Source organism: Rhodopirellula europaea 6C, from assembly GCF_000338295.1.
Classification (GTDB): Bacteria; Planctomycetota; Planctomycetia; order Pirellulales; family Pirellulaceae; genus Rhodopirellula; species Rhodopirellula europaea.
The window spans coordinates 14696-27571 of record NZ_ANMO01000154.1; the positions used below are offsets into that span (position 1 = coordinate 14696).

Genomic DNA, 12876 nt, shown 5'->3' on the forward strand with positions numbered 1-12876 from the left:
TCGGCAAAACGAAAATCAAATGGCATCGCGTCAGCCGGTGAAGACAGGAAGGCAATTTCGATCGCCCCCGCAGGCTCTGGCGGCCATTTTGCGGGAAGTGTATCGATCGCTCATTTTGAACCAATGTGATCCGCGGTTGCATGCTTCGATTTCGGGAAAACTTCACAAATTCGGTCGATGGCTTTTATGAACAAACCATGAAGTTTGTCGTTTGGTGCAAAACAGCGAGATGCGTTTGAACACAAATTCGATACTCTGTCGCGAAATCGGCAGTGGGCGATCAAGTGTCCCGCAGCCGTGTTCTATCCAAGCCAGTTTCAATGGATCGGCTGGGCTGATCTGCCTCCATACGATCCCTTTCCGATAGGAGTGGTCTGCATCGTGACCGATCGCAATCGTCGACAATTTCTCAGCGACAACTTTTCCGCCTTGGGTTCTTTCGGTGTGACTGCGGCTTTGGCCGGATTGGGGCAACGTGTGGTACGAGGCGAGCAGCCCGATGCCGTATCAACTTTGCGACCCACATCGGATGACACGACGGGGTTGCCGCTGTTGCGATTGCCGGAAGGGTTCCGGTATCGCACGTTTGGTTGGACGGGTGACATCATGGCCGATGGAACGCCGACCCCGGCCGCTCATGATGGGATGGGAGTGATCTCCGGTGAGGGCGATGTGTTGACGCTTTGTCGCAACCACGAAATCGGCGACGACGGTCGAGCGATCGCGATCAAATCGGGGCATGCCTATGACAGTCGAGCTCAAGGCGGTTGCACCGAGTTGCGGTTTGACAGTGCCAAAGGTGAATGGCTCGACAGCCGTGTGGTGTTCTCCGGATCCAGTCGCAACTGTGCCGGTGGCGTGACACCGTGGGGAACTTGGCTGACCGCTGAGGAGACCGTGTTGGGACCTCTCGATGCCGACCACTACAAGGCCGACAAGGTTCGCACGTTCGAGAAGACTCACGGTTGGGTCTTCGAAGTCGGCCACACCGATGACGATGGCAATCCGGTGCCATTGAAAGACATGGGACGCTTCGTTCACGAAGCCGTTGCGATCGATCGAAACAGCGGCATCGTGTATCTCACGGAAGATCGTTCGACGTCGGGCTTCTATCGTTTCTTGCCCAACACGCCTGGCAAGTTGGCCGATGGCGGACGCTTGGAAATGGCGGAAGTCGTCGGTCAGTCTGACCTGCGTGGCGGTTTCCAAAACGGTACCCAGTTCGATGTGCGTTGGCACTTGATCGATGACCCAACGCTGGCTCACAGTCCTGAGTCGCTGAAGAACGTTTCGAAAGAAGGCGAAATCGGTGATGAGTTGGGTGTCTTCCGACAGGGGCAGGCGAAAGGTGGCTCGGCGTTCTCACGCCTCGAAGGGTGTTGGTTCGGCAACGGCGTCGTGTACTTCGACGCGACCAGTGGTGGTGCGGCGAAGGCGGGCCAAATTTGGCAGTTCGATCCAAAGCAGCAAACGTTGACGTTGTTGTTTGAATCGCCCAGCAAGCCAACCTTGAACATGCCCGACAACCTATGCGTCAGTCCTCAAGGTGGTTTGGTGTTGTGCGAAGACAATGACTACGGAGCCAACGAGTATCCGCAACGAGCGTTCACGCTTTCGCAAGATGGACGATTGAAGTTGTTGGCGGAAAACAACGTTCAGCTCCATGGAGAAAAGAACGGCTTCCAGGGTGACTTCCGAACCAAAGAGTGGGCCGGAGCGACGTTCAGTCCCGATGGGAAATGGTTGTTCGTCAATTTGCAAAGCCCCGGTATCACCTGTGCCATCACGGGACCCTGGAAAGACGCCTTCGCTTGAGTTCCCGGGCGCGGCGAGCTGGGGATCCGTCCAAAGGTTGAATGGTTGATACCGGCTGGTCTCGCTAGCTGGCAAATCAGTTGTGTCGTTTTCTTCCTCCTTTGAGGACGGCAATGTTTGTCGGAACTCCATTTCGGCGACGGAGGTGGATTTTCGCGCTTTTTGACCTTCGGGGGACCCCAAGACGGTGTATTCTGCGATCTCTTCATGGTTTTCACCTTGAACATCGTAAGCATCAGAACAACGAAGTTTCCTAAGTTTGCGACGCCATTTTGCGTGTTGCCGAGGTTCTTTCGGGGGGTGGGTGGCGTTTGCGGTCGTCTGTGGTGAATGCATCGACACATTGCAAACAGGCACGAGGCAATGAGACGAACGACACAGCCGATTGGCAGCAAAAGTGGCGAGAACGCGGACGACTTAGCGAGGCCATCACGATCTGGATTCACGTTGGTTGAGTTGCTGGTGGTCATTGCGATCATTGGAATGCTGGTGGGGCTGTTGTTGCCCGCGGTCCAGGCGGCTCGCGAAGCGGCGCGTCGGGCCGATTGCAGCAACCGATCACGTCAGCTCGCCTTGGCGATTCACAATTACCACTCGGCATTTCGCAAGTTGCCGAGAGCGTGGTGGTTGGAGACTCCACCGAAGGCGTTCAACGGTGGCAACTGGATGATGTCGATCTTGCCACAGCTGGAACAACAAGGGCTGTACGACCAAATCGATCAAAGCATCTTGCCGGTCGATCAACTCAGTCCCGACAACGTGGCCGCTTTGCAAACGCCGATGTCGATGTTTATCTGTCCTTCCTCGCCCGGTGGGATTGAGTCACGGCGTTACTTGTTCGATTCCAATCCGGCCGGATTGCCATTCACGGCGACGAATTTAGCCCCGGCGGATTTTTCCCCGACCACGGGTGTGCGTGGAACGTATGCGAACTTCGCCTATGGCGCGACGCTGAGTGGCGGCCGCGAAGGTGCTCTTCAGGTTGTCAGTGCAATTTTCGGTGGCGACCAAGACGGCCGTTTTGCTGACATCTTGGATGGATTGTCTCACACAACTTTGTTTGGTGAACGCACGGGCGGCAACGTGGTTTACAGCGCTGGTCGCGAAGACCCGGTTGCCACCGCAGCATTGATCGGCGTCGAAGGCGGTGGTTGGGGAGATCTACTCAACGGCGAACACTGGCTACAAGGTTCATTGCGAAGTGGATTGAGTTGGCCTCCGGTTGGTGGACCCTGTGCGATCAACTGCACCAATGCTCGAGGGTTTGGGTTCCACAGCTTTCACTCAGGCGGTTGTCACTTTGCATTCGCTGATGGCTCGATTCGTTTTATCAACACCAGCATTGAACCGCTTGTGTTTTCGTCCAACATCACGCGACGTGGCCGGGAAGTGATTGCTGAAGATGGGATTTAGGATGTTGAAACGGCGAAGGATTGCAGTTGTGGGAATTGATCAGCAGTTGAGTTTGGTGTTGTTGATCGGGCTGATGGTTGGTTGCACCAGCAAGAAGCCTGACGATGGAATGGTTCCGGTGAGCGGCGTTTTAGAAGTGGACGGCCAGCCTGCGGTCGGCGTCGTCATTGAGCTGCATCCTCAATCCAATGCACCGTCGCTGGCAAAGGGGATCACATCGGAAGGTGGGCGATTTGAAATCAGCACGCTGACGCAAGGTGATGGAGTGAAACCGGGGACGTACGATGTCACCTTCGTATGGAGCGAGTTCAACATTGTGACGCGTTCTCAGGAAGGCGATCGATTGAACGGTCGCTACTCAAAACCTGACCAGTCATCCATTCAGTGGACGGTGCCGGACGGAGACTCTTGGGACGCCGGGACGATTCAGTTGTCCAGCAAAAAGTGATCGCATTCAAAATCGACGTCGTTGGCGTCGAATTCACTGAGCGGCTGCGATCACCATCAAGAACAGCAATGCCAAGGCAACCGCACCGCAGATCGTGAGCACGATTTTCGCAGTGGAGTAGGGGGCGGTTCCCGTCAGGTCCTGCGAGTTTTGCCCGCTGATGACGACTCGGTAGAGCTGATCGTGATAGCGATACGCCATGACATAGGCGGGCAGTGACAAACGCCGAGTGGTCAGACCTTTAACGACGGTTTCGACGTGAACGTTGCGAAAGCTTGAGCCTGGAATTTGGGTTCCTTCAACGTGCTTCTTTGCCATCAAACGCAACGCGTCACGGACTTGACGTCGGGCCTGAGATCGTTGGACATCGAATTGCTCTCTCGTCACACCGTCTTCGAGGTTGGGAGTCGCTCGCGCGGTGCGAAGATCCAGTCGCTGGCTGACGGCAACCGCTTCCGCTTGCGAGAGTCCACGAGATGCGGACACGAGAATGTTTTGAAACACCACATCGGTTTGACCAGAGTGAGGTGCCCAGCTTGATCGTCGTGAATTGGCGTTGGAGTCTGCGGCCCAACTGATTTTGCACTCGGTGTCGAAGACCCATGCGACCCAGTACAGCGGATGCAGGTCATCGACGTGCGAAGCGGATGTCAGATCGCTGGGACGGAACCAACCGAGTGAGCCAAGCCATTGCCGGAGAGCACGCTGAGCATCATCGGGCGTCAGCATGAAGGGCAGATAGGCTTCGGTTTGTTCCATCGGGTCGACGATGGTTTCGATCTCAACGATTCCATCGCAGAACGAACATCGTGGGGCTTGATGCTCGGGATCAAACGCGACCGCAGCACCACAACCCTTGCAACGCAGGATTTTCGCAGCGACTTGCTGTTTTGTGGTTTCGTTTGGAGGTGACGATTGACCACAAATCGAGCAGCGCAGGTCGCCGTGTTCGAGCGGTGTGTCGCAGCGAGAGCAAACAGAAATGATTTCAGGCATCGTCAACTCACTGCATGGCGGAAAGAAGAACGATGGCGGCGATGAACAGCAGCACGGCTCCGACGACCAATGCGATTTTGGTGGTCGATGTGGGCACGCTGCCAGCGACTCGCCCGGTTTGTCCATTGACCAAAATTTGCACCGGAGGTTGGTTCTCGTCGTAGCGGACGGCAAAGCACCAGATGGGCAGAAGCACGAGGTCGATCACTTCGCGAGAGAGTTGTGTGCGATGTTCCAGGTTTTGATGGGAATCACCGGGCATGAAGTGTTTCAGTTGCGAACCGACTTTCGCGATTGTTTCGCCATGTGCCAACTGAAAACAAGTCGCTTGGTCTTTGGAGGGGAGTTCCGCCAGCCAACCGGTGATGATCGATGGTGAATACCGACGAAGGGCTCGCAAATCAAACGGTTCGATCGCTTCCAGTGAATCGTTGTCGGTGCCTTTGGATGCGGTCACAATCACGTCCAGGACATAGCACGAATGTTGCCCCTCCAGGTTCCGCCATTCGGTTTTGGTGACGGTTCGAGTCCGCGTGACACGTTTGCCTTTGGAATCGGTCGTCGTGTAGGTTTCCGTCTCCGTGTAGTTCTCACCGATGCTGGCGGAATACTGGGTGTCGGCAACGGCACCATACAAGTACGCTGGCAGATAGACCCCACGTGTGCAGTCTGGTGCGGCTCGTTTGAAATCGGAGCGAGCGAACCAGTGGGCTCTGCCGATCCATTGTTTAACCAGCTGTGTGGCTCGTTCTTGGTCCACGACAAACCCAATCGCGAATGTCGGCGTGGGGCGGTTCTTTGACGGAGGACGCTGGATCACCGATGGTGAGGCGCAATACGGACAAATCGTCGCCAGCATGCCCGACAGACCCGTCAACGCAGCACCACACGATTGACACGCAATCTCCTGCAGTTCAGGTTCGGTCGTCATTTCCGCGGTGGGCATTCCGGATTGGTCTCGCTTTGGTCAATACGGTCGTTGATGAAAAAGTCGCCAGTGAACAGGCGAGTTTTTTCGCAGGTCGGGGCGCACGGCGACTGCATTGATAGCAACAAAAATGGGATTAATCGACACGTGGGCTCTCCAAGTGTCGAAGTCGGCTACGGAGGGAAGGTGTACATGCTTATGGCGGTTCATCGGTGCTTTCGCGAATGACAGCTTGACGAATAGCTTGAGAGGATACACTCAGGAGGGCTCGCGGGTTTTTGACAGGTTAGTTGTCCTTCCGATGCGATGGAGCAGTCGAATTGACCAAACTGCGAGGATGGATTTCAATTCCTCTCTGACAAGAGAAGACAAGCGACGTGAGTTTCACTGGATGGGGGCGGAGAAGTTTTTTAACTTCCGCTGGAGAATTGTGTCCCTTGTCTCCGCATTGAAGTGGCAAACTGTCGGTGACATTGACGCATCGTGGCCCGTCTCGGTGACGTCGCCCAGTTCGAAGCGTTCTTTCACGCGAGGATGGAAGCACGGGTGAATTCGACCGCAACGACCGAAAATCAACGAAGCCTGACTCGCAGTTTGGTCAATCCACTCGCGGTTGCCGTGGTGATGATCGTGCTGATCATCAGTGGGGTGATCGCATTTCACAACATCCGTGAATTGCAGGAAACGCGACTCAAAGTTGGTTTGACGCTGAAAGTTTTGGCGTCTTTGGCGGAGATCGAGGGCGCCGTGATGGATGCCGAACGTGGGCAACGGGACTACTTGATCACGGGCGATCAGCGGCATTTGGAACCTTTCGAGGAAGCTGTCAAACGCACGACGCAGAGCCTTGATCAATTCGAGAAGCTGACTCAAGACCATGCGGTCCAGCGAGCCAAGTTCGACTTACTTCGGGACAATGTCGAAGATCGAATCACGCATCTCAATGCGGTGTTGGATATTCGAGCCGAAGAAGGTCCCGAAGCTGCTCGCGACGCCGTGATCCTGAATTTAGATCAGAACTTGATGGGCAAGATCGACGATCTGGCGATCTCGATGCGAAAGATCGAAGAGGATCTGTTGGTTGTCCGCGAAGCAATGGCGACGCGAGCTTATCGCAGCGGGATTGTGACCTCGGTTTCGTCCACGTTGATCGGTCTGATTCTCGTTGGCAGCGTGCTGTATCTGCTGGAACGCAATCGCCGGAAGGCGGAACGGGATGCGTTGATGTTGAACGCGACTCGGGAGCGAGTTCAGTTGGCGTTGGATGCGGCGGAAATGGGAGCTTGGAATATCGACCCCGAGACGAGCGCCCTTCAAACCGACGAACGTTATCGCCGCATTCATGGTGTCGAACAGAAGGAAATGACGTTCGAGGATTCGTTGAAACGGATTCACCCGGATGATCGAGCGAGGGTTCGGCAAGCGGTGCGAGCATCGATGTCACCGTTGGACCCCTCGCCTTATTCGGTTGAATACCGTGTCGTTCACCGGGACGGTTCTATCCGTTGGGTATCGAGCAAGGGGATCGCTCGGGCTAGCCGACGCCGCGGCAAAGCGGTGTTGACCAGTTTCGATGGAACGGTCGCGGACGTGACCGAACGCAAACGCCAAGAGGAACGTTTGCAACGAAGCGAGCAAATCGCGTTGGCGGCCAATCAATCCAAGAGCGAGTTCTTGGCCAACATGAGCCATGAGATTCGGACTCCCATGGCGGCCATTCTCGGTTACGCGGATGTTTTGCTTGGTCACTTGGAAGACCCCGACAATCGCAATTGCGTGATGATCATCAAACGCAACGGTGAGCACTTGTTGTCGTTGATCAACGATATTCTCGACTTGTCTCGCATCGAGGCTGGCAAGCTCAGCGTGGACGCGGAGTCGGTTCCGTTGCCGCGATTGGTGGGCGACATCCAGTCTTTGATGCAGGTCCGTGCGGACGAGAAAAATGTCGACTTCCAAGTCGAGTTTGAAGGTCGCGTTCCACAATCGATCGAGACCGATCCAACTCGCCTGCGTCAAGTGTTGATCAACTTGATTGGCAACGCGATCAAGTTCACTGACGAAGGCAAGGTGGGATTGAAGGTTCGCTTCATGAAAGGGGCCGATCCTCCGGTCGTCGAGTTCTCGATTGTCGACACCGGGATCGGTATCAGCAAAGAACAGCAGGACCGATTGTTCAAACCGTTTTCGCAAGGCGATGCGTCGGTGACGCGAAAATATGGTGGCAGTGGCTTGGGGCTGGCTATCAGTCAACGATTGATCGAGATGATGGACGGCGAGATGTCGCTGGAAAGCGAGCTCGGCGAAGGGTCAACGTTCTTTGTCCGGTTGCCGGTTCATTCGGTCGAAGGCATCGAGCTGGTGACACCCGATTTGGTCAAACAACCATCGCGTCCGGAGGAGTTGCTCGCGGAAACTCCGAAATTGGACTGCCGCGTTTTGGTGGTCGATGATCGCAGAGATGTTCGCCACATCAGTCAACACTTCCTCGAAAAAGCGGGAGCGAAAGTTGACACGGCAGAAGATGGTCAGCAAGGCATGGACGCTGCCGTTCAAGCTCGTGACTCGGGGCATCCATACGACTTGATCGTGATGGACATGCAGATGCCCGTCGTCGATGGGCTGCAAGCGACCGCGCTTCTGCGTTCGGCGGGGATTGATTGGCCGATCATTGCGCTCACCGCCGACGCGATGAAAGGTGACCGCGATCGGTGCCTCAACGGCGGGTGCGACGACTATCTGTCCAAACCCATCGACCACGTCAAATTGGTTAGCATGGTCGCCAACTACACCCAAGAAATGGATGTGAGCGAGTTGGTTGAACGTCGCTATTTGCGAGCCAATCAGTTGCAACAAAAGATCGAACGCGAAGGCCGGGCACGATCTTGATTCAGAAGCTGCGTTTGCGTCCAACTGGCAGATCAACAAGGCCTACAAGAACGCGTTGACCAGGGCAGCCAAGGCGGCACCGGTGAGCGGCCCCAGCACGGGAACCCAGGCGTAGGCCCAATCGCTCCCTTGTTTTCCCTTGAGCGGTAGCAAGGCATGAATCAATCGCGGACCGAGGTCACGGGCTGGGTTGATCGCGTAGCCGGTGGTTCCGCCCAGCGACAAACCGATGCCGAACACGAGCAAGCCGACGGGCAGCAAACCAATCGAGCCTAGTCCGAGCACCGGGTCCGTGTCGACCGGTTCCGGTCCAGAGCTGAAGCCGGGAGCAACCATCAAGAAGATGGGCAAAATCAAAGCGAAGGTGCCAATCATTTCGCAGACAAACGCTTGTGGAAGTTTGCGAATGCTCGGTGCGGTGCTGAAACAGGCCAGCATGCTATCGGGGTCATCTGACGCTTCGCGAAAATGTTCGCGGTAGAAGACATAGACCAGAACTGCTCCGGCCATGGCACCCAACATTTGAGCCCCGATGTACCCGCCACTATCGAGTAGGCCGAATTCTTTGTCGGCCCAGTACATCGCAAAGGTGACGGCTGGATTCAGGTGTGCGCCACTGAATTCGCTGGCGCAGAACGCTCCGATGAAAACGCCGATGCCCCATCCTGCGGCAATCACAATCCAGCCTCCGTTGTTCCCGTTTGTCTTTGGCAGAACGACGTTCGCGACCACTCCATTGCCAAACAAGATCAGGAACATCGTCCCAATAAACTCTGCGACGTACGGATGCATGGTTCCACCTTTCTTCAGTTTCAATGTGACTGGCAAGACGCTGGAACGCGAGGGTTTGGTAGCCAATCCGCTTCAGCTCCAACGGTTCACTGAATGAGAGGGGGCCTCCGATTTTCGGTGAACTGGCACTAACCTAACGTTTGGCCGCCATCGACGGGGAGCAGTTGGCCGGTTGTCATGCTGGTTCCCGTCGCAAAGAACAGCACCGCATCGGCGATGTCTTCTGGCTGAGATGCCTTGGGCAGCGGGTAGTCTGCGACCATCTCCTCGAGGTCCCAATTGGGATTTCCCTGACGAATCCAACGGCTGTCGATTGGGCCGGGGCACACGGCGTTGACGCGAATTTTGGGAGCGAGGGATCGAGCCAGCGATTTCGTGAGCGTGTTCAAGCCACCTTTGCTGGCACAATACGCGATCGAGGAACCTGAACCGGTGATCCCCGCGACGGAGCTGACATTGACGACGGAGCCACCGTCGCCTTCGCGAAGCAATGCAGCGGCGGCCCGCGTGACAAAGAAGGGACCTTTCAAGTTCACGCCGAGAATGCGGTCCCACATCGGCTCGGTGAGCGTTTCGAGAGCGGAATGTTCAATGAACTCGGTAGTTGCCGCGTTGTTGATCAGGCAATCCAGTCGTCCGAAGGTTTCGCCAATCTGATGGACCATCGCGCGGACATCTTCATCGACCGACACATCGCATCGGACCAACATGGATTTCGCGCCGAGGGCTTCCACATCGGCGGCGGTTTGTTTGGCCTCCGCCTCGCTGCGTGAATAGTTGACGACAACATCGTGACCTTGCCGGGCCAGTCCAATCGCACAGGCTCGGCCCACACCGGTGGCTGCGCCGGTGACTAAAGCAACGGGACGTGATGAAGAAGACATCGAGAACTCGGTGGGAATCGAAGAAGGCAGTCGAAATCAAACGGATCGCTGAACTACAGCGTCGGCAACGAAGCTTTGGGCGGTGCCGAAGCGGCTTTCGCGGCCAGGTTGCGAACCAACGAGCGAGCGACTTGGTCGAACGGTGCGCGGGCACGATGATCGTTCGCGAGAACCTCGGCCAATTTGCCCGCGTCACCGGCTTCGCGAAGTGTGATGTCGATGGGCAATCCGCCCAAGTACGGAACGGTGAGTTCTTCGGCTTTGTCGCGAGCTCCACCACGACCAAAGATGTCGTAGGTCTTGCCGCAATCCGGGCAAGTGAAGCCGCTCATGTTTTCCACCATGCCAGCGATTGGAATGTTGACTTTGCGGAACATGCTGATGGCTTTGACCGCATCCAACAAAGCGACCTCTTGCGGGGTGCAAACCACGACGGCACCCGTGATCGGGATCGCTTGCGAAAGCGTCAACGCGATGTCGCCGGTGCCCGGTGGCATGTCGATGACCAAGTAGTCCAGTTCGCCCCAGGACGTGTCACGCAGGAATTGTTGGATCGAACCGTGCAGCATCGGACCACGCCAAATCACGGCCTGGTCAGGTTCCAGCAAGAAACCCATCGACATGACGGGCATTGCACCTTCGGTTTCGGGTGGGACTCCTGATTCGCCGTTGGGGCCGAGCCGAATCGGTTCGATCTTTTTGTCTTCGGAGATGGCGGGTCGGCCGGACAGTCCGAGAAGGTGTGGAACGCTGGGGCCGTACACATCGGCGTCCATCAGGCCAACGTTGGCACCCAACCGACGAAGCGTCAAAGCCAACGATGCCGCCACGGTGCTCTTGCCGACGCCGCCTTTGCCGCTGCCGACCAAGATCACGCTTTTGGCTTTCAAGCCGACTTGGCCCAGTCGAGCTGGCGGGCGAGCGTGAACTGGCGTTTGCACCTCGATCGTTTTTCCAGGTGCCACGGTCAGGGCCAGATCGCGAATCGTGTCCGCGATCTCATCGGCGATGGGTTGGCAGTGGGATGTGATTCCGACGGACATTTTGAGCGTGTCGCCATCCAGCGTGATTTCGCCCAATTGCCCGGTGCTTTGGATCGGTCGTCCGGTTTCAGGATCCGGGTGTTGGCCGATTCGTTCGCGAAGAGAGGCGATCAGGGCGTCGGGTTCGACGGGAGTCGTCATTTCAAAAACCAGGGGCGATCAAGACCAAGGAAGTGGTGTCACGAGTTGGCATCCAGCAATTCGCCGATGTCCAGCAAGTGAACTTGGCGTCCGCCATCGTTCTGGTCAACCGCGTGCGGACTGTCGATGGCAACGGTGCGTCCATCGGGGCTGCATCGCGGGTGTGTGTCGCAACGCCATTCGCCGGTGTAGCGTTTGGGTGATGGGAAATGCCCCAGATCAAATCGTCGGTCGCTGGGAACGTGATACAGATAAACCGTTTGGCGCCGGGACTTGCTCGGGTAGGTATCGTTCAGGATCCAATCCCCGTAGTCGCCAGCCAAGTAAGTGTTGTGCCCGTTGGTTGGCATCTTGCCGCCCCCGACCGGTCGAACGAGATTGGTTTGATCTTCAAAGACATAGAAACCATTGGGTTTGCCGGCGGGCCGGGTCCACATGGTCACGGCATCATCGCCTTTCCAAATGAAGTGCGATGTGTAGCCGGATGGATCGAGCACATGCAGGTCTGAGCCGTCCATGTTGGCGGTCAACATTCGCGTGACAAATCCGCCTTTGTACTGCAGTGTCGACGGATCGAACTCGGGGCGATATCGATGCAGCACAATGAAACGGGTGCCGGATGGGTTGATCAGAAGATGATTGAAGTAGTGCCACGCTTCGGCATGTTTGTCGCCATCGGGCCAAGGCAATTGAGCAACCTGGGCCAACGACAGAATCAATTCGCTGCGGCCGGTTTGCAGATCGACCCGCCACACGCCGGACTCTTCCGGGGCTCGCTCGTCCACGTGGGGATCGGCCAAACCGGAGTAACCGTAGCCTGGCCGGAGGTTGTTGATTCGCCGGAAATCGGCTGACAAACCGGTCCGTCCGTCCTGGCTGATCGTATAGATCGGCCGATCGATTGTTTTCGTCTGTCCCGATTCTAGATCGCGGATTCGGCACACGAACCGGTCGCCATCTTGGTCGTTCCAGAGAACGCGTTTGCCGTCTTGGCCGACGAACTGCAGCATGCAGCCTTGCTGCCACCCCCACGCTTGACTGGTGCCCAACGGGATCCATTGATCGTTGTTGGCGGTGTCCACGTATCCGACTCCGATGCGATCCTCGGCATTGGGGCTGCGGCCTTCGAAGTCGACTTCGTTGGACAGCACGAAGCGGCCGGTGGGATCGAATTCTTGTTTGTCGTAGTAGCCAAACCAGTGAAATTTGGGACCGTGAGTGATCGTCCGCGTCGGCACAAAGGTTTCCAGCGGACCGGTCTCGCTAGCGGGTTCCTTCGCGAAAGCCATGGAGGACGAACTCGCCAGCAAGGCGGATCCGGCGGCAAGATTGGTCGCGAGAAATTGGCGGCGGGGCAGGGGATTCAAGCGTGGCATCGGAGCGACTCCGGTGGGGATGGCGTGGGGAAGGGAGTTCAGGCGGGAGATGGCCGGCGCGATGAGCCGAGGCGGTGAGAGCACCCAGGGCAAACGAACCGGCCCAGCAGTTTAGTTGATTGGCGGTCGCCACCGGGGCGTGATCGCAGGG

10 protein-coding genes are annotated in these 12876 nt (G+C 56.7%); 4 read left to right on the top strand and 6 right to left on the bottom strand.

The window, feature by feature from the left end; genetic code table 11:
* Positions 1-369 precede the first annotated feature (369 nt).
* From RE6C_RS16105 to RE6C_RS16115, 3 genes are all read left to right on the top strand, one after another.
* Positions 370-1815 carry an alkaline phosphatase PhoX gene (locus RE6C_RS16105; RefSeq protein WP_039962284.1) on the top strand — a complete coding sequence of 482 codons (1446 nt, stop codon included), beginning with the start codon at positions 370-372 and terminating at the stop codon, positions 1813-1815.
* Between the two features lie 363 nt (positions 1816-2178).
* Positions 2179-3228: a DUF1559 domain-containing protein gene (locus RE6C_RS16110; RefSeq protein WP_008658171.1), complete on the top strand. Its 1050-nt coding sequence runs from the start codon at positions 2179-2181 to the stop codon at positions 3226-3228.
* 1 nt (position 3229) lies between these two features.
* Entirely contained in the window at positions 3230-3676 is a 447-nt protein-coding gene (locus RE6C_RS16115; RefSeq protein WP_008658173.1) for a peptidase associated/transthyretin-like domain-containing protein, read from the top strand.
* Positions 3677-3709: 33 nt separating this feature from the next.
* Here RE6C_RS16115 and RE6C_RS16120 read toward each other — a convergent pair whose 3' ends face one another.
* Positions 3710-4672 (bottom strand): hypothetical protein, encoded by a 963-nt coding sequence (locus tag RE6C_RS16120; RefSeq protein WP_008658175.1) that lies wholly within the window; start codon positions 4670-4672, stop codon positions 3710-3712.
* A gap of 7 nt (positions 4673-4679) precedes the next feature.
* Complete coding sequence (locus tag RE6C_RS16125) at positions 4680-5618, bottom strand: TFIIB-type zinc ribbon-containing protein (RefSeq protein WP_039962286.1); 939 nt, start codon at positions 5616-5618, stop codon at positions 4680-4682.
* A 516-nt stretch (positions 5619-6134) separates the two neighbouring features.
* Between RE6C_RS16125 and RE6C_RS16130 the strand changes: the two genes are divergently transcribed.
* On the top strand, positions 6135-8489 hold the full coding sequence (locus tag RE6C_RS16130) for a CHASE3 domain-containing protein (protein ID WP_052034982.1): 2355 nt from the start codon (positions 6135-6137) through the stop codon (positions 8487-8489).
* Positions 8490-8531: 42 nt separating this feature from the next.
* On the opposite strand, the gene RE6C_RS16135 is transcribed toward RE6C_RS16130, so the two are convergent.
* From RE6C_RS16135 to RE6C_RS16150, 4 genes are all read right to left on the bottom strand, one after another.
* Positions 8532-9347 (bottom strand): MIP/aquaporin family protein, encoded by an 816-nt coding sequence (locus RE6C_RS16135; RefSeq protein WP_236618262.1) that lies wholly within the window; start codon positions 9345-9347, stop codon positions 8532-8534.
* A gap of 62 nt (positions 9348-9409) precedes the next feature.
* Positions 9410-10165: an SDR family NAD(P)-dependent oxidoreductase gene (locus RE6C_RS16140; RefSeq protein ID WP_008658182.1), complete on the bottom strand. Its 756-nt coding sequence runs from the start codon at positions 10163-10165 to the stop codon at positions 9410-9412.
* 53 nt (positions 10166-10218) lie between these two features.
* Positions 10219-11349, bottom strand: coding sequence for an Mrp/NBP35 family ATP-binding protein (locus RE6C_RS16145; protein ID WP_008658183.1), 1131 nt, complete (start codon positions 11347-11349; stop codon positions 10219-10221).
* Positions 11350-11387: 38 nt separating this feature from the next.
* Positions 11388-12725, bottom strand: coding sequence for a hypothetical protein (locus RE6C_RS16150; RefSeq protein ID WP_008658185.1), 1338 nt, complete (start codon positions 12723-12725; stop codon positions 11388-11390).
* Between the last annotated feature and the right edge of the window lie 151 nt (positions 12726-12876).

What these genes read in the sequence shown, in the direction of transcription:
- RE6C_RS16110 (WP_008658171.1), top strand. Translation starts at nt 2,179, where the DNA reads ATGAGACGAACGACACAGCCGATTGGCAGCAAAAGTGGCGAGAACGCG.
- RE6C_RS16115 (WP_008658173.1), top strand. Translation starts at nt 3,230, where the DNA reads ATGTTGAAACGGCGAAGGATTGCAGTTGTGGGAATTGATCAGCAGTTG.
- RE6C_RS16120 (WP_008658175.1), bottom strand. Translation starts at nt 4,672, where the DNA reads ATGCCTGAAATCATTTCTGTTTGCTCTCGCTGCGACACACCGCTCGAA.
- RE6C_RS16125 (WP_039962286.1), bottom strand. Translation starts at nt 5,618, where the DNA reads ATGCCCACCGCGGAAATGACGACCGAACCTGAACTGCAGGAGATTGCG.
- RE6C_RS16130 (WP_052034982.1), top strand. Translation starts at nt 6,135, where the DNA reads ATGGAAGCACGGGTGAATTCGACCGCAACGACCGAAAATCAACGAAGC.
- RE6C_RS16140 (WP_008658182.1), bottom strand. Translation starts at nt 10,165, where the DNA reads ATGTCTTCTTCATCACGTCCCGTTGCTTTAGTCACCGGCGCAGCCACC.
- RE6C_RS16145 (WP_008658183.1), bottom strand. Translation starts at nt 11,349, where the DNA reads ATGACGACTCCCGTCGAACCCGACGCCCTGATCGCCTCTCTTCGCGAA.
- RE6C_RS16150 (WP_008658185.1), bottom strand. Translation starts at nt 12,725, where the DNA reads ATGCCACGCTTGAATCCCCTGCCCCGCCGCCAATTTCTCGCGACCAAT.